This window comes from Corallococcus sp. AB045 (assembly GCF_003668895.1).
GTDB lineage: Bacteria > Myxococcota > Myxococcia > Myxococcales > Myxococcaceae > Corallococcus > Corallococcus coralloides.
Map to the genome: position 1 here is coordinate 1 of NZ_RAWN01000070.1, position 16,767 is coordinate 16,767.

11 protein-coding genes are annotated in these 16,767 nt (G+C 68.8%); 6 read left to right on the top strand and 5 right to left on the bottom strand.

The window, feature by feature from the left end; translation table 11 throughout:
* The first annotated feature begins 180 nt into the window (after positions 1 to 180).
* Both rpmE and D7Y21_RS18395 read left to right on the top strand, forming a co-directional pair.
* Positions 181 to 429: a 50S ribosomal protein L31 gene (rpmE, locus tag D7Y21_RS18390; RefSeq protein WP_120563970.1), complete on the top strand. Its 249-nt coding sequence runs from the start codon at positions 181 to 183 to the stop codon at positions 427 to 429.
* A 232-nt stretch (positions 430 to 661) separates the two neighbouring features.
* On the top strand, positions 662 to 1,540 hold the full coding sequence (locus D7Y21_RS18395) for a site-specific DNA-methyltransferase (protein WP_120563971.1): 879 nt from the start codon (positions 662 to 664) through the stop codon (positions 1,538 to 1,540).
* Positions 1,541 to 1,549: 9 nt separating this feature from the next.
* On the opposite strand, the gene D7Y21_RS18400 is transcribed toward D7Y21_RS18395, so the two are convergent.
* Entirely contained in the window at positions 1,550 to 3,304 is a 1,755-nt protein-coding gene (locus tag D7Y21_RS18400; protein WP_120563972.1) for a M1 family metallopeptidase, read from the bottom strand.
* A gap of 128 nt (positions 3,305 to 3,432) precedes the next feature.
* On the opposite strand from D7Y21_RS18400, the gene D7Y21_RS18405 reads away from it, so the two are divergent.
* Both D7Y21_RS18405 and D7Y21_RS18410 read left to right on the top strand, forming a co-directional pair.
* Positions 3,433 to 5,823: a 3-hydroxyacyl-CoA dehydrogenase/enoyl-CoA hydratase family protein gene (locus D7Y21_RS18405; protein ID WP_121714718.1), complete on the top strand. Its 2,391-nt coding sequence runs from the start codon at positions 3,433 to 3,435 to the stop codon at positions 5,821 to 5,823.
* Between the two features lie 81 nt (positions 5,824 to 5,904).
* Complete coding sequence (locus tag D7Y21_RS18410; protein ID WP_120563974.1) at positions 5,905 to 7,077, top strand: thiolase family protein; 1,173 nt, start codon at positions 5,905 to 5,907, stop codon at positions 7,075 to 7,077.
* A 53-nt stretch (positions 7,078 to 7,130) separates the two neighbouring features.
* On the opposite strand, the gene D7Y21_RS18415 is transcribed toward D7Y21_RS18410, so the two are convergent.
* The gene (locus D7Y21_RS18415; protein WP_121714721.1) at positions 7,131 to 8,969 is read right to left on the bottom strand and encodes a DNA mismatch repair protein MutS; all 1,839 of its coding nucleotides are present in this window, start codon (positions 8,967 to 8,969) and stop codon (positions 7,131 to 7,133) included.
* A gap of 234 nt (positions 8,970 to 9,203) precedes the next feature.
* On the opposite strand from D7Y21_RS18415, the gene D7Y21_RS18420 reads away from it, so the two are divergent.
* Entirely contained in the window at positions 9,204 to 10,106 is a 903-nt protein-coding gene (locus tag D7Y21_RS18420) for a hypothetical protein (protein ID WP_121714723.1), read from the top strand.
* Between the two features lie 97 nt (positions 10,107 to 10,203).
* Here the strand turns inward: D7Y21_RS18420 and mrpC are convergent, their stop codons facing one another.
* The 3 genes from mrpC to D7Y21_RS18435 form a co-directional block, all read right to left on the bottom strand.
* Positions 10,204 to 10,950, bottom strand: a complete 747-nt coding sequence (gene mrpC, locus D7Y21_RS18425; protein ID WP_014395195.1) for a Crp/Fnr family transcriptional regulator MrpC — start codon at positions 10,948 to 10,950, stop codon at positions 10,204 to 10,206.
* Positions 10,951 to 11,215: 265 nt separating this feature from the next.
* Positions 11,216 to 12,685 carry a sigma-54 dependent transcriptional regulator gene (locus D7Y21_RS18430; protein ID WP_121714725.1) on the bottom strand — a complete coding sequence of 490 codons (1,470 nt, stop codon included), beginning with the start codon at positions 12,683 to 12,685 and terminating at the stop codon, positions 11,216 to 11,218.
* A 7-nt stretch (positions 12,686 to 12,692) separates the two neighbouring features.
* Complete coding sequence (locus D7Y21_RS18435; protein ID WP_120563979.1) at positions 12,693 to 13,679, bottom strand: sensor histidine kinase KdpD; 987 nt, start codon at positions 13,677 to 13,679, stop codon at positions 12,693 to 12,695.
* Positions 13,680 to 13,755: 76 nt separating this feature from the next.
* Between D7Y21_RS18435 and D7Y21_RS18440 the strand changes: the two genes are divergently transcribed.
* On the top strand, positions 13,756 to 16,605 hold the full coding sequence (locus D7Y21_RS18440; protein WP_233612177.1) for a fused MFS/spermidine synthase: 2,850 nt from the start codon (positions 13,756 to 13,758) through the stop codon (positions 16,603 to 16,605).
* Positions 16,606 to 16,767 lie beyond the last annotated feature (162 nt).

Genomic DNA, 16,767 nt, shown 5'->3' on the forward strand with positions numbered 1-16,767 from the left:
AGCTCCCGCTCCCCTGGCTGGCCGCCAGCCGGCCCCAGGGGAGGCGTCCCCGAGGAGAAACCCCCGGTCCGGACGCGCATCCTTGAGAAAGGCCGGGGCGGTAGCTATAAGCCCCGACCCACTACAACGCTGGACCTCCCTCCCATCCTGGGTGGGGGCAAGGCGCACTGGAGAGAAGCCATGAAGCCCGACATGCACCCGGTCTACCCGCCCTCCCGCATCACCTGCGCGTGCGGCAACATCGTCGAGACCAAGTCCACCCGCGGCTCGTTCAGCGTGGAAGTCTGCTCGAACTGCCACCCGTTCTTCACCGGCAAGTACAAGCTGCTGGACACGGCCGGCCGCATCGACCGCTTCAAGAAGAAGTACGCGAACAACGCGCCGGCCGCCAAGAAGGGCGCCAAGGCCGCCGAGCCCGAGAAGGCGTAGTCCTTCGGCTCCACAGCATCCGCAGCACCCCACGAGCAGGGTCGTGGAGGGCCTCGAAAGACAGAGGCGCTCCCCGCCCTGCTCGCGGTGTTTCAACCTCGGGCGCTCGTCAAATTTTCACGCGCGCTTTCGGTGCTACAGCCAATTACAGGCCAGAAATTCGACGTAGCACCCAACTGACCGCACAGTCCGCCGCGTCCCTGAAGACGTCTGTCCCAAAGACGGAGGCGTGATGTTCGCGGAAGCTGCTGCCCCTGCCCTGAAGATTGTCCGACGCTCCCAGAACGACAGCGTCTTCGCGAAGCGCGGGGAGGCCTACACACTGCTGCAGGGCGACAGCCTGGAGCTGATGGCCCAGCTGCCCGAGCAGTCCTTCGACCTCATCTTCGCGGACCCGCCGTACTTCCTCTCCAACGGCGGCACCACCTGCAAGGGCGGCAAGCGCGTCTCCGTGGCGAAGGGCCAGTGGGACGTGTCCCGCGGAGTGGAGGAGGACCACGCCTTCACCACCAAGTGGCTCGCCGCCTGCCAGCGCCTGCTGCGCCCCACCGGCACGCTGTGGGTGAGCGGCACCCAGCACGTCATCTTCAACGCCGGCTTCGCCATGCAGAAGCTGGGCTACAAGCTGCTCAACACCGTCACCTGGTACAAGCCCAACGCGAGCCCCAACCTGGCGTGCCGCTACTTCACGCACTCCACGGAGCTGCTCATCTGGGCCTCGCCGTCGTCCGGCGGCAAGCTGAAGCACGTCTTCAACTACCAGCGCATGAAGGCGGAGAACGGCGGCAAGCAGATGCGCGACGTGTGGAACCTGCCGCGCAACGGTGACGAGGAGCTCACCGCCGACGGCGCCGGCCGCATGTGGACGCAGACGGCCCCGCGCGGCGAGGAGAAGGCCTTCGGCAGCCACCCCACGCAGAAGCCGGTGGCCCTGCTGGAGCGCATCCTGGAGGCGAGCTGCCCGGAGAACTCGCTCATCCTGGACCCCTTCAACGGCAGCGGCACCACCGGCGTGGCCGCCCTGAAGCACGGCCACCGCTACGTGGGCATCGACATGAACCCGGAGTACCTGGCCCTGTCCAAGAAGCGCCTGGACGCGACCCTCAAGTAGCCCCGCGTCTCACGCGCGGGTGAGGATGAGCTCGACTCCCTGCCGCGCGATGGGGTGATACCTCGCCCCGTTCTTCTCGAACGCCGCGCGCGCCACCTTGTGGTGGTCGCGCGACGAGGCGAGCACGCTGTAGAGCGGCTTCAGGTACTTCATCCGGCCCACCTCGCCGAGGAACTCCTCGGCCCGGCCGAGCGGAGCATCGAAGCCCGCGCGCAGCGCCGCCACCAGCCACGCCACCAGCACCTCCGAATTGCGGCTGCCCGTGAGCGAGTACCTCGCGTCCAGCTCGCGGAAGACGTCCTGGGACGTGTCCGCCGGCATGGACTCCAGGAAGAGCTGCCACTCGGTGGGCGTCCAGTCCTTCGTGTCCTGCCGCGAAGGCACCGTCCCTCGCAGCTTCTCCAGCGCCTCCAGCCGCGCGGAGGTGGGCCGGGGCGCGCCTGGCGGCACGCCGGGCCGGTTCAGGTACGCGTCCGCGTCCACCTTCGCCAGGGCACCCGGCAGCTCGGCTTCCGTGAAGCGGACGAACTCCTCCGTGGTGAGCGCCTGGAAGCGGTACTTCGCCAGGTAGCGGCGCAAAAAGCCGTCGAACATGGGACGGCCCACCGCGTCCTCCATCGCGCGCAGCAGCAGGTAGCCCTTCTCGTAGGGAATCTGGGAGAAGGCTTCGTCCGGATCCACACCGGACAGGTGCGTGCGCAGCGCGGTGAGCTGCGGGTGCGCGCGGAAGTGGTGCAGCGCTTCATCCAGCGAACGGCGCCCCAGGGCCGCGTGCAGCGCCGCGACCTCCGGCCCCGCCAGCGCCTCCAGGATGCGGCGCTCCGCGAAGACGGTGAAGCCTTCGTTCAGCCAGAAGTGCTCCGCGGACGCGTTCGTCACCAGGTTGCCCGTCCACGAGTGCGCCAGCTCGTGCGCCACCACGTTCACCAGGCTCTTGTCCCCCGCGATGAGCGTGGGCGTGAGGAACGTCAGGCGCGGGTTCTCCATGCCGCCGTAGGGGAACGACGGCGGCATCAGCAAGAGGTCGAAGCGCTCCCAGTCGTACGGCCCGAAGAGCGACTCCGCGGCCTTGAGCATGTCGTCCACGCCCGCGAACTCGTCCGCCGCGTCCTCCAGCGCCTCCGGCTCCGCCCACACGCGAGAGCGCGGCCCCAGCTCCTTGGACGTGAGGCTGCCCACCGCGAACGCCAGCAGGTACGGAGGCACCGGCTGCGGCATCTCGTAGTGCTCCTCCGCCTCCACGCCGTGCTCCTCGCGCGCCACGAACGACGCCGCCATCACGGACTTGAGCTGCTTGGGCACCCGCAGGGACGCGCGGTAGCGGATGCGGATGCGCGGCGTGTCCTGCAGCGGCACCACGCTGCGCGCGTGGATGGCCTGGCACTGGCTGAACAGGAACGGCTGCTGCCCGCCCGCTGTCTGCGACGGCGTCAGCCACTGCAGCGCGCTCGCCTCCGGTGACGTCCGGTAGCGCACCGTCAGCTGCTTCACCCCCGCGGGCAGCTCGATGCGAAGCCGGCTGCCGAGGATGGGTTCAGGAGGGGAGAGGATGTAGGGCAAGGGGCGACCCTGGGCATCCACCACGCCGCGGATGTCCAGGTCGCGGGTGTCCAGGTCGAGGGGACCTGCTGACGCCTCCTTGAGCGTCAGCGTGGCCTCCGCGTGCAGGCGGCGCGTCCGGAAATCGACGCGGGCCTTCCAGTCCAGCGTTTCGGTCTCAGGCTGCGTGCTGTCGTTGTACGAGTGCGGGTCGAGGCGAGCCATGGGGCCCGACTTGTAGTCGGGGAGCCGACCTCCTGGCGAGCACACCCGACGGCAATGCCGGTTGACTTCCGGGTCAATCGCCTACATTTGTGCAGTCCCCTACTTCCTTTCATGGGAGCCGATTTCCGATGACGACCCGGATCCGAAAAGTGGCGGTGCTTGGCGCTGGCGTGATGGGCAGCGGCATCGCCGCGCATCTGGCCAACTCCGGCGTGCGCGCCCTGTTGCTGGACATCGTTCCTCCCCAGGCTGCTCCGGGCGAGGACACCGCTTCCAAGGCGTTCCGCAACAAGTTCGCACAGGGCGCCATCGCGAACCTGCGCAAGGCGAAGCCCAGCCCCATCGTGTCCGAGCAGGTGCTCGCGGCCATTGAAGTGGGCAACCTGGAAGACGACCTCGCGCGCCTGGGCGAGTGTGATTGGATCATCGAGGTGGTGAAGGAGGACCTGTCCGTCAAGCAGGCCCTGTTCGCCAAGGTGGAGAAGCACGCCCGCAAGGACGCCATCATCTCCTCCAACACCTCCGGCCTCTCCATCGTGGGCATGACCGAAGGCCGCGGCGCGGAGTTCAAGAAGAACTTCCTCGTCACGCACTTCTTCAACCCCGTGCGCTACATGAAGCTCCTGGAGCTCGTGGCGGGCCAGGAGACGAGCCCGGAGGTCGTGAAGGCCATCCACAAGTTCGGTGAAGAGGTCCTGGGCAAGGGCATCGTCTACGGCAAGGACACCACCAACTTCATCGCGAACCGCATCGGCGTGTACGGGATGATGCGGACCATCTCCGAGATGCAGAAGACGGAGATGACCATCGAAGAGGTGGACAAGATCTTTGGCCCGGCCATGGGCCGTCCCAAGTCCGCCGTGTTCCGCACCGCGGACATCGTGGGCCTGGACACGTTCACCCACGTGGCGAAGAACTGTTACGACACGCTGACGCACGACGAAGAGCGCAACGTCTTCGCCGCCCCGGACTTCCTCCAGAAGATGGTGGAGAAGAAGATGCTGGGCGACAAGAGCGGCGGCGGCTTCTACAAGAAGGACCGCTCCTCCGGTGGCAAGGACATCCTCGCGCTGGACCTGAAGACGCTGGAGTACCGGCCGCAGGCCAAGGTGCGCTTCGACTCGCTGGGCGCCGCGAAGGACATCGAGAACGTCAAGGAGCGCGTGGCGTCCGTGATGAACGCGGACGACAAGGCCGGCAAGTTCGCCGAGCGCGTCACCCTGGACGTGCTGGCGTACTCCAGCCGCCGCATCCCGGAGATCGCCGACGACCTGGTCAACGTGGACCGCGGCGTGCGCTGGGGCTTCGGCTGGGACCTGGGGCCCTTCGAGGTCTGGGACGCCTACGGTGTCCAGAAGGGCGTGGAGCGCATGAAGGCGCTGGGCCTCAAGCCCGCCGCCTGGGTGGAGGAGATGCTGGCCAAGGGCCGCACGTCCTTCTACGGCGTGCAGGACGGCCGCGACACCTACTGGGACATCCCGTCCAAGTCCGTGAAGCCGGTGGTGGAGAACGCGCGCACGTCCCGCGTGGAGTACTTGAAGCGCGGCAACAAGAAGATCACCGGCAACGACAGCGCGTCGCTGTGGGACATGGGCGACGGCGTCACGCTCTTGGAGTTCCACTCCAAGATGAACTCCATCGACGATGACATCATCGCGATGATGAACACCGCGCTGGATGAGACGGAGAAGAACTTCAAGGGCCTCGTGATTGGCAACGACGGCTCCAACTTCTCCGCCGGCGCGAACATCATGGCCATGCTGATGGCGGCCAAGAGCGAGGACTTCGACTCCATCCGCAAGATGGCGTCCGCGTTCCAGGCGGCCAACCAGCGCATGCGCTACAGCCCCGTGCCCGTCGTGACGGCGCCCTTCAACCTCACGCTGGGCGGCGGCGCGGAGGTCACCATGGGTGGCAACGCGGTGCAGGCCAGCGCGGAGCTGTACATGGGCCTCGTGGAAGTGGGCGTGGGCCTCATCCCGGGCGGCGGCGGCACCATGATGCTGCTGCGCAACGTGTTCGGCGGCTACGCGGCGGACAAGGACTTCGACTCGCTGCCCTTCCTCAAGAAGGTGTTCCTCGCCATCGGCATGGCGAAGGTGGCCACGAGCGCGGAAGAGGCGCGCGAGATGGGCTTCCTGTCGCAGCAGGACGGCATCACGGGCAACCGCGACTTCCTGCTGTCAGACGCGAAGTCGCGCGTGCTGGGCCTCGCGAACGGCGGCTTCCGCCCGCCGCGTCCCACGCGCTTCCGGCTGCCGGGCCCCAACGGCGCGGCCACCATCGACATGATGCTGTACGACATGCAGCTCAATAATCAGATCAGCGCCCACGACCGGAAGATCGCCCAGAAGCTGGCGCGCGTGCTGTCCGGTGGTGACACGAGCCCCTCCGTGCTGGTGACCGAGGAGAAGCTGCTGGAGCTGGAGATGGAGGCGTTCCTGAGCCTCATCGGCGAGGAGAAGACCCAGGACCGCATGATGTTCATGCTCGAGAAGGGCAAGCCGCTGCGCAACTAGCGCGAGGCGTTTACCCAATGGTTTTCCAGACGCGAATTCCGAAGCACGCCCGGACGCTGTCCGGGCAGGGAGACATCTAAAATGTCCGGTCGAGTCGTGATTGCCAGCGCGGTGCGCACCCCCTTCACCCGCGCCCACAAGGGAGAGTTCAAGGACACGCGGCCGGATACGCTCGCGGCCCTTGCCATCAAGGAGGCCGTCGCCCAGGTCCCTGGCTTGAAGCCGGCGGACGTGGAGGACGTCATCATGGGCTGTGCCATGCCGGAGGCGGAGCAGGGCATGAACGTGGCCCGCAACGCGAGCCTGCTCGCCGGCCTGCCGGACACCGTTCCGGGTCTGACCATCAACCGCTTCTGTTCCTCCGGCGTGCAGTCCGTGGCGCAGGCGGCGCAGGGCATCAAGTCCGGCATGCTCCAGGTGGCCGTGGCCGGTGGCACCGAGTCCATGACCATGGTGCCCATGGGCGGCAACAAGGTCTCCGCCAACCCGGAGATCATGCAGAAGCTGCCGGAGGTCTACACCTCCATGGGTGCGACGGCGGAGAACATCGCCTCCCGCTACAACGTCACCCGTGAGGACGCGGACAAGTTCGCCGCCGAGTCTCAGCGCCGCGCGGCCACGGCCCGCGAGCAGGGGAAGTTCAAGGAGGAGATCTTCCCCGTCACCACCACGATGTTCGACGAGGACGGCACCCAGAAGCAGGTGACCGTCACGGTGGACACCATCCTGCGCCCGGAGACGACGGTGGAGGGCCTGGCCAAGCTGCGCCCGGCCTTCAACGCCAAGGGCGTGGTGACGGCGGGCAACGCGTCGCCGCTGACGGACGGCGCGGCGGCCGCGGTGGTGATGAGCGAGGAGAAGGCGAAGGAGCTCAACATCAAGCCGCTAGGCTACTTCGTGGACTACGTGGTCGCCGGCGTGCCGCCCGAAATCATGGGCGTGGGCCCGGTGCCCGCCATCCGCAAGCTGCTGGAGCGCAACAAGCTGAAGGTGGAAGACATCAGCGTGTTCGAGCTCAACGAGGCCTTCGCGGCGCAGGCGCTGCACTGCATCCGTGAGCTGGGCATCCCCCAGGACAAGGTGAACCCGAACGGCGGCGCCATCGCCCTGGGCCACCCGCTGGGTGTGTCCGGTGCGCGCATGGTGGCCACCATCCTGCGCGAGCTGAAGCGCCGGGACGGCCGCTACGGCGTGGTGAGCATGTGCATCGGCGGCGGCATGGGTGCCGCGGCGCTGGTGGAGCTGGCGAAGTAATCCGCTTCCGCTTCGCGCCCCCTGGTGGCTTCAAGGGGGCGCGGAGGGGACTGTCAGGAGGCCGGGGCGTCCGGGTCGTTCACCGGGACGCCCGCCAGGCGCAGCACCCGCAGCGCGTTGGTGGTGTCCACCACCCCCTGCCGGAGCCGGTAGTCGAACACCATCTTCCCTTCCTCCAGGTGGTCGCGGAAGTGGACGTTCACCACGTGCGAGCCCGGCTCGTCCGCGAGCACCGCCAGCGACAAATCATGCGTCGTCACCGCGCCACACGCGCCGGAGGCGAGCAGCAGCCGCAGCACTTCACGTGAGGCAATCTGGCGCTCGCGGGTGTTGGTGCCCAGCAGGATCTCGTCCAGCAGGAAGAGGGCCTGGCCCTTCGCGGCCGCCGCCGCGTCCAGCACCATCTTCAGCCGCAGCACCTCCGCGTGGAAGTACGACACGCCGCGCTCCAGCGAGTCCTTCACGCGCATGCTGGTGAGCACCTGCACCGGGGACAGCCGGAACGACGCCGCGGCCACGGGCGCGCCCGCCAGCGCCAGCACCACGTTCGCACCCAGCGCGCGCATCAGCGTCGTCTTGCCGCTCATGTTGGAGCCCGTAATCAGCAGCGCGTGGCGCGGGCCGGGCAGGGACACGTCGTTGGGCACGGGCGCGTCCAGCAGCGGATGTCCCAGCGCGGTGGCCTCCACGCTCGGGCCCTCGGCCTGCATCTGCGGCCAGGTGAACGCAGGGCGGTCATGGGCAAGGCCTCCCAGGCAGCAGAGGGCCTCCAATTCCGCGAGCCCCTCGAACCACTGGCGCACGTCGCGGCCGTGGGCGGCGCGCCAGTTCTCCAGCGCGAAGAGGGCGTGGATGTCCCAGAGCGTGAGCCAGTGGACCAGGGGGTGGAACTGGTGCCGCTTGAACTCGATGAGCGAGTACAGCCGGCTGAAGCGCTGGAACAGCGCGGACACCGGAGGACCCCCCTGCGCCGTCAGGCCGGACTGGAGCTGCTTCAGGCGCGGATGCTCGAAGGTCTGCTTCTCCACGCGTTCGAAGAGGGATGCATAGCGCACGAAGCCGCGCTCTCCTCGCTCCACGCCTTCATCCATCTGCCGCAGCGTCCGGCGCGTGGCCACCGCGATGCCCAGCTGCGCGAGCAGCCCCAGCCAGACGAGGCTGTCCGGAATCAGGCCGACCGTGCCCAGGATGAAGAGGGTGAGCGTCACCAGGGGCAGCAGGATGGCCAGGGGGCGTGACCAGCGGATGGCATCCAGGGAAGGGCCGGCCTCCGCCCACTGGATGAAGAGGGCCGGGTCCGCCTTGTCCTTCGCCACCACGCGAGCGTCCACGCAGAGGTCCTGGCGGAAGTCCACGCGCGGGGCCAGCTCTCGCGCGGCGCCCTGCCGGGTCACCACTGTCTCCGCGGTGGCGGGCGCGGACAGCCACGCCGCCAGCCGCTCCTCGCCCGCGCGTGTCGCCGTCTCATTGATCAGCTGGAAGAGGCTGCCCTGACCAAAGACATCCAGGTCCGTGGCGTAGAGATGGTTGGGGGAGAGGAACCGCTCCCCCGTGTCCGTGAACGAATGCCAGCCGCCCTCCAGTCGCGCCAGGCCGCGCTCGTTGAGCAGCACGAAGAGGCGCGCGCGCTGCTCCTTCAAGAACACCTGATGGTGCAGCACCGCCAGCACGCCATAGACGGCGAGCGCCCCGGCCGCCGCCCACCACCAGGGCTTGGGCAGCCGGCCGATCAGCGTCAGCGCGGCCACGACGAGCGCCGCCACGAAGGCCACGGTGCGCAGGTTGGCGTACCTGGCGCTGACGCGGTCCAGCTCCGTCAGGTCCGCCTGGGCGGTGGCGCGGCGGTTGGTGTACGTGCGATGCGGGCTCTGGGCTTCGGTCGGGACGGGCACGATGGTCGCGCATGCTGTGCGGCCCCCCGTCCGAGGGCAAGCGCTCAACGCGCCCCGCCACGCTTCGATGCCCGTCGAGAACAGCCGCCGGACGGGTGCCGCGATGCACCTGTCCTGGACGCGGCTTCTGGTGTCACGAGGGCTCGCGATTGACTTCCCGTGGGCCCCCGGGATTTGAATGCGACATGTGAGGGACGGTCGGGCCGGCCGTGTCTCCCCGAGGGGGCTCACCCCATGTCGTTACCCAAGGTCGTGCTGGGCGGAGGGCTCCTCGTGGGCCTGCTCGCCGCGCCTCCCGCCGAGGCCCGCTTCGGCAAGCGCTCGGACTCCCACGAAGCGTCGAAGCCCGTCCACGAGGCGACCGCCATCGGTTCGGACAGGGACGGCGATTCGAAGAAGGACGACGAGAACAAGAACCGTTCATCCAAGACGACGACCGTGTCCTCCACGGACGACAGCTTCGAGTTCAACTCGAGCGCGTCCAGCGATGCCGTCTCCGTCATCCTGGGCGCCGTCTTCGAGCTGCTGTTCCGGGGCATGGGGGAGGCCATCGCCAACACGGGCACCCACCACGGCCACGACATGGTGGCTCCGGACGCACCGCCCCAGCGCAATTCGCTGCGGCACGCCGTGCCGTTCTCCTTGCGCATGGGCGTGCTGGTGTCACCCCTCAGGGGCGGCACGGGCGTGGACTTCGACCTCGGCTGGGAGGCCCAGCGCTTCGGCATGGACCTGCGGCTGTCGCGGCTGTCGGGGACGTGGGACACCTCGGCGTACCGCGACACGCGCACCCTGGGGGAGATGCACGTGACGTACTCCCCCCTCGTCCGGGAGGACCTGCGCCTGCGCGTGGAAGCCGGCGTCTCCACCCTGGACGCGCCCGGGCGCGTCTACGTGGCCCCCAGCCTGGGCATGTCCGTGGAGGCGTGCCTCCTGGGCCCCCTGGATGTGGAGGGGCGCCTGCAGATGACGCCCGGGCCCTACCAGCAGCTGGACGCGCGCGGAGGGCTCGCGCTGCACCTGGGCGGCCTCATGCTGCGCGGCGGGGTGCGCTACCTCAACCTGGACTCCGAGGTCGCCCCGCTGGGGATGCCCCTCGGCTTCACCCCCGAGTTCGGCCTGGGCTTCACGTTCTGAACAGCGCCGTGCGCTTCAAAACACCACGGGCCCGGCCGCGGATGCTCTCGCGGTCAGGCCCGTTGGACGTCACGTTCCCCTTGAAGGGACGTGGGGTCTACTTCTCCTTGGACGCCAGCTTGCGCAGGGCCTTCTGGTCGCGCACGCAGAGGATGCGGCCGACGTTGCCGAGCACGCCCTCGCGCTTCATCTCGTTGATGAGCGTGGACACGAAGGAGCGCGAGGCGCCCACCAGGTCCGCCAGGTCCTGCTGCGTAATCCCGCGCAGGTCCGTCTCACCACCGTGCGGGCAGCGCTCGCCGTGCGCCTCCACCAGCGTGAGCAGGGTGTCCGCCAGCCGGGCCGGCACCTCCTTGAAGGTCAGACCCAGGACGCGCTTGCGCAGCGAGCGCACGCGGTCCGCGTAGGCGCGCACCACGTCCACCGCCAGGGCCGGGCGGGCCTCCAGCTGGGCGCGGAAGTCGCGGCCCTCGATGCTCCACACCTCGGCCTCGCCCGCCGCCACGGCCATCTCCTCGATGGGCGTGCCTTCCGGGCGGAACAGCTCGCCGAACAGGTCGCCCGGGCGCAGGATGGACACCACCGAGCGGGTGCTGTTCTTGCCAATGCGCATCAGGCGCACGCGGCCGGACTTCAGCAGGTACACGCGGTCCGACGTGTCGCCGGGGCGGTAGATGGTCGAGTTGTGCGGGAAGGACTCGACCTTGAAGTAGCCCTTGAAGTCGATGGCTTCCTGGCCAGGGACCAGCTTGTTCGCGGTCACCATCATGCCGGACGACGTCGCCTGCAGCGGCGCCACGACGTTGGAACCGATGGGGCCGAGGGGGCGGTTGAAGCCGTGCATGGGAGTCTCCTGGGAAGACGGAAAGGGATGGGGAAGGTTGGTCGCTGCTGCTGCTGCGGACGGACCTTGCCCTTTCCAAGAGGCGTGCCATGAGCACTCGAACTATTCCCAGGGGAACAGTTCGAGGAATGCCGGGTACTTAGCGCTACACCCCGGTTTGCCCCCCCCAACTGTGTCCAAAACCTGAAACAGAACGTTCAAACAGTCTGATCACTTTGAACGAAACGTTCAATAGGGACACCGGTTTGTCCGGGCTGGGACAGTGTCAGGAAGCATCCTTCACCGGATAAGGGTGCACCTGTGGACCCTGCCCCTGTGCGAGACCGAACTTTTGAAGCTTTCGTTCAAGCGTGGGACGGCTGATGCCCAGGATCTGACACGTGCGTCCCTTGTGTCCCTTGGTGACGGCCATTGCCCGGGCAATGAGCTGCCGTTCGGCCTCTTCCAGCGTGGGGATGAGGCTCACGTCGTCCACGGCGGGGGCGGCGAACATGCCGCTGGCGGCGCCCGGTCCTCCCCCGCGCTGGGCGTCCAGGGGGCCTGAGGGGTTCGCCTCCAGGGCGGGCAGGTCGTCACCCCGGAGCACGTCACCGGGCGCCAGCACCACGGCGCGGGTGAGGACGTTCTCCAGCTCGCGCACGTTGCCGCGCCAGGGCAGCAGGGTGAGGCGCTCCATCACCTCGTGGGGCACGCGGGTGACGCGCTTGTGCACCTTCTCGTTGATGCGCTCCAGCAGGTGCTTCACCAGCAGGGAGATGTCCTCGCGGCGCTCGCGCAGCGGCGGAATGACGAGGGTGATGACCTTGAGGCGCTGGTAGAGGTCCTCGCGGAAGCGCCCCTGGGACACCTCTTCCGCGAGGTGTCGGTGCGTGGCGGCGATGACGCGGGCGCGCAGCTTCACGCGCTTGACGCCACCCACGCGCTCGAACTCGCGCTCCTGGAGCACGCGCAACAGCTTCGCCTGGAGCATCAGCGACATGTCGCCAATCTCATCCAGGAACACGGTGCCGTCCTCGGCCAGCTCGAACTTGCCGGGCTTGCCGGACACCGCGCCGGTGAAGGCGCCCTTCTCGTGGCCGAACAGCTCGCTCTCCAGGAGCGTGTCCACGATGGCGGAGCAGTTGATGCCGATGAAGGGGCGGGGCTCGTCGTAGGAGTAGTTGTGGATGACGCGGGCGATGAGCTCCTTGCCGGTGCCGCTCTCGCCGTTGATCAGCACCGTCGCGGTGCTGCCCGTCACCTTGCCAATCTCCTTCACCAGCTGCTGCATGGACGGGCTGGTGCCCACGATGTCGCCCAGGCGGACGACGGCGTTCTCGCGGTGGACCTCATCCGCGCGGCGCGACAGCTGGCGGTACTCCAGCGCGCGCTCCACGACGAGGTCCAGGGCGGCCGGGTCCGGGAAGGGCTTGTGGATGTAGTCGAACGCACCGGCCTTCATGGCCCGGATGGTCGTCTCCATGTCGTGGTAGGCGGTGACGAGGATGATGCGCGCGTCGCCGCACAGGGTCTTCATCTCCTCGATGATCTCCAGGCCCGTGCGGTCCGGGAGCATCATGTCCAGGATGACCACGCTGGGCATGTTCTCCTGGGCGGCCTTGAGGCCCGCGGCGGCGCTGGTGGCCGTCACCACCTGGTAGCGCGGCTGCCCGTCGTCCTGCTCGATCTCCTCGAAGTGCATCGTGAGGGTTTCGAGCAGCGACACGTCATCGTCGACGATGAGGAGGGTCTCCATGGGGTCCTCAGGCGGCGAACGTCAGCGTGAACACCATCCCCGGTTCCGCGCTCCCCTGGGCCGCCACGTCGCCCCCCACACCCGTCATCACCCGCCGCAGGGCGGCCAGGGACAGCCCCGCGCCCCGCGCCAGCCGCGAGCCGAAGGGGTCGAACAGCGTGCCCCGGTCCTCCGGAGGCAGGGCCGCGGCCGGATCATCCAGGATGAGGCTGACGTGGCCGGGGTCGTCCTGGCGCAGCGTCACCTGGACGCGGCCTTCTTCTGGCAGGCCCATGGCCACGTTGAGCAGGACTTGAGCGAGCACGGGCCTCAACCGGTTGGGATCCACCCTCACGCGGGGCAGGTCCGCCTCTTCCTTCACATCCACCTCGATGCGGCGCTCGGCCAGCTCCGGGGCCACCATGGCGGTCGCTTCCTGGACGACCGAGCGCAGGGCGTGGGCGTCCAGGTTCGCGACGCTCTCGCGGCCGTACTCGGAGAGCAGCCAGAGCATGCGCTCCATGGTCCGGATCTCACGGTTGGCGATGGTGAGCCGCCGCTTGTCCCGGTCCGACAGGCCGGTGTTCCGGGCCAGCGTCTGCACCGCCATCTTCACGGAGGAGAGCGGGTTGCGGATCTCATGGCTGAGCGACGAGGACAGCTTGGAGATCTGCACCGGCGGGGCGCCCTCCAGCACGGAGCCCAGGTCGAGCACGCCCGCGGCGGCCTCCTCGCCGTCCATGCCCAGCACGAGCCGCAGGTGGATGGGGGGCGGGTTGCCGGCGGGGCCTCCCGCGGAGACGGTGACGAACTCCACCGCGCGGCGGTCCTCGCGCGCTCGCGCATCCAGTTCGCGGGCGCGCTCTTGTGGAACCCCGAGCGCGGTGTGCAGGGGCATGCCCACGAGCACCTTGGCGTCGCGGCGCAGCACCTGGGCGCAGTCACCATCGGCGCGTGTCACCCGGAGGTGGTGAGACCAGGCGAGCTGCGCGGCTTGCAGGAGATGGGCGTTCATTGGTGGACCTGAAACATACCGGTTAACGTCGAGCGCTGTCCTTATGACCAGCACCGCACGTCCTCCGAAGAACCTTGTGGCCGCCCTTCTGTTCCTGTCCGGGGCCACGGCGCTCGTCTACGAGCTGGTCTGGTCCAAATACCTGGGGAACGTGCTGGGCAACAGCGGCCAGGCGCACGCCGTCGTGCTGGCCACGTTCATGGGGGGCCTGGCGCTGGGGGCGTTTGTCTTCGGGCGGACAGCGGACCGGGTGAAGAACCCCCTGGCCCTCTACGGCGTGCTGGAGCTGGGCGTGGGCCTGTACGCGCTGGCGTTCCCGTACGTCCTGGGGGCGCTGGAGCACCTGTGGCTGGCCCTGGCGCCCCACGTGCCGGAGGGCCTGCGGGTGGCGCCACGCCTGCTCGTGTCCTCGCTGTCCCTGGTGGTGCCCACGCTGCTGATGGGCGGCACGCTGCCGGCGCTGGTGCGCCACTTCGCGGCGAGCCTCGCGGGGGTGCGCAAGGAGCTGGCGCGGCTGTATGCCATCAACAGCCTGGGCGCGGCGGTGGGCGTCTACGTGGCGGGCACGCGGCTGGTGCCGCTGATGGGCCTGTCCGCGTCCGCGAAGCTCGCCGCGCTCATCAACGTGCTGCTCGCACTGGCGGCGTTGGCGCTGGCCCGCCGGCATCCACCGGCGGTGACGGTGGGGGCGGCGGCGGCCGCGGAGGACGTGGCCTATCCCCGGCGGGCGGTGCGGGCCGCGCTCGTGGGCGTGATGCTGTCGGGCTTCACGTCGATGCTGTACCAGGTGACGTGGATCCGCCTGCTGTCCATCGTGCTGGGGGCGTCCACGTATGCCTTCACGCTCATCCTGACGGCGTTCATCCTGGGCATCGGCCTGGGCAGCTTCTGGCTGATGACGCGCAAGGAGGGCGGGGACTCGCTGAAGCTGTATGGCTGGACGCAGGTGGGGCTGGTGTTGAGCCTCTGCGTGGCGCTGCCCCTGTACGTGCGGCTGCCGCACCTGTTCCGGTGGTCGGAGTGGATGCTCACGCGCGCGGTGGAGACGTGGCCCGTCTTCCAGGGCATCACCTTCGCGTTCTGCTGCGCGGTGCTGCTGGTGCCCACGTTCATCATGGGCGTGGCGTTCCCTGCGGCGGCGCGCGTGGCCACGGCGAAGGTGTCCGAGGTGGGGCGCCAGCTGGGCGGCGTGTACCTGTGGAACACGGCGGGCACGCTCTCCGGCTCCGTGCTGGGCGGGCTGGTGCTGCTGCCCTTCTGGGGCATGCAGGGCAACTTCATCGCCGGGGCGGTGGCGAACCTGGTGGCCGCGGGGCTGGCGTTCCGCGCGCTGTCCGCGCCGAAGGAAGGGGAGGGCGCGAACGCGGTGCCCGCGTGGCGGACGCTGGCGCCAGTGGGCGCGGCGGCGGTGCTGGCGGCGGTGGTGCTGGGCGGCATGCACGGCTGGCCGCAGCGGCTGTCCAACATCGCGGCGATCCGCGCGCACCAGAAGCCGCCGGACAGCTACGCGCAGCTGGTGGCGGCCACGGAGCAGACCATCATCCCGCGCTTCTACGCGGACGACACCTTCGCCACGGTGATGGTGGGAGACCTGCCGAGCGACAACCTGCGCTTCATGAAGATCAACGGGAAGACGGACGCGTCGAACGGGGGCGACATCGAGACGCAGGTGATGGCGGGCCACCTGGGCGTGCTGCTCCACCCGCGCGACCCGAAGAACGTGCTGGTCATCGGTGCTGGCTCGGCCATCACCGCGGGCAGCGTGCTGGCGCACCCGGTGGAGCGCCTGGACATGGTGGAGATCTCTCCGGCGGTCATCGAGGCGGCGCGCCTGTTCAAGGCGGACAACCGCAACGCGGTGGATGATCCGCGCACGCACGTGTACATCGACGACGCGAAGACGTTCATGGCGCTGGCGCCCCTCCAGTACGACCTCATCGTCAGCGAGCCCTCCAACCCCTGGGTGTCGGGCGTGTCCGGCCTCTTCACGCGCGACTTCTTCCAACTGGTGGACAAGCACCTGACGGACGACGGCGTGATGGTGCAGTGGATCCACACCTACGAGAGCAACCGCGAGCTGGTGCGGCTGGTGATCCGCACGCTGCAGGACACCTTCCCGCACGCCACGACGTGGCTGGGCCCGGATGACCTGGTGCTGGTGGCCAGCCGCAAGGCGCTGTCGTTCGACGCGGCGACGGTGGCCGCGCGCATGGCCCGGCCGGAGGTGAAGGCGGACCTGGAGCGGGTGGAGATCCACGACCTGTTCGGTCTGTTGTCCAAGCAGGTGCACTCCGAAGCCGGACAGAAGGACTTCGCGGGCGAGGGGCCCATCAACACGGACGACCACAACCTGCTGGAGTATGCGTCGCCGGTGGCGTTCTTCCTGGCGGACCTGGACGTGCGCGTGAATGACGAGCGCCGGTCGCCGGAGACAGGGCCCGGGCTGTTGTTGCACCAGTACCTGCGCGAGCATCCGCCCACCGCCGGGCAGGCCGCGGGGCTGTACCGCAACGTGCAGCGCTCCCACTCGGACAAGGATCCGACGGTCCGGGGCGTGGCGGCGCTGTGGCGTTCGCTGGCGCCGGAGGATCCCGCGTCGGCGCTCGCGCTGGGCCGGGCGGTGCTGGCGCAGGGGGACCTGACCCTGGCGGCTGCCCTCTTGGAGCCGGAGATTGCGCGGGGCGGCCGTTCACCGGAGCTGGTGACGGAGTACCTGAAACTGGTGACGGCCCGGGCCTGGGCCTCGCGCACGGTGTGGACGCCGATGAACGCGGACGGGGCGCTGGCGGTGGGCCTGGAGGTGGCGGCGCGCCACCCCCAGGAGGCGAAGCTGCAGAGGGCGTTCAAGGCATACTGCGAGGCCCTGCCACCGGACGCCTGCGGGAGGACCGCCCGGATGCCCACGGCGGCGCCCGGAGCGCCCTGAAACAGGGGGATGAAACCTTGAGAGGGGCCAGACCCGCGATATTCCTTGATCCGGCCCCCCCATCCTCCCGATGACGGATGGAGGCGCTTGCCCGCCCGTTGTACTGTCTGTATCGACCCTGACTTCCCGCAGGGTGTGTCTCTCCACCGCTGCAACGACCCC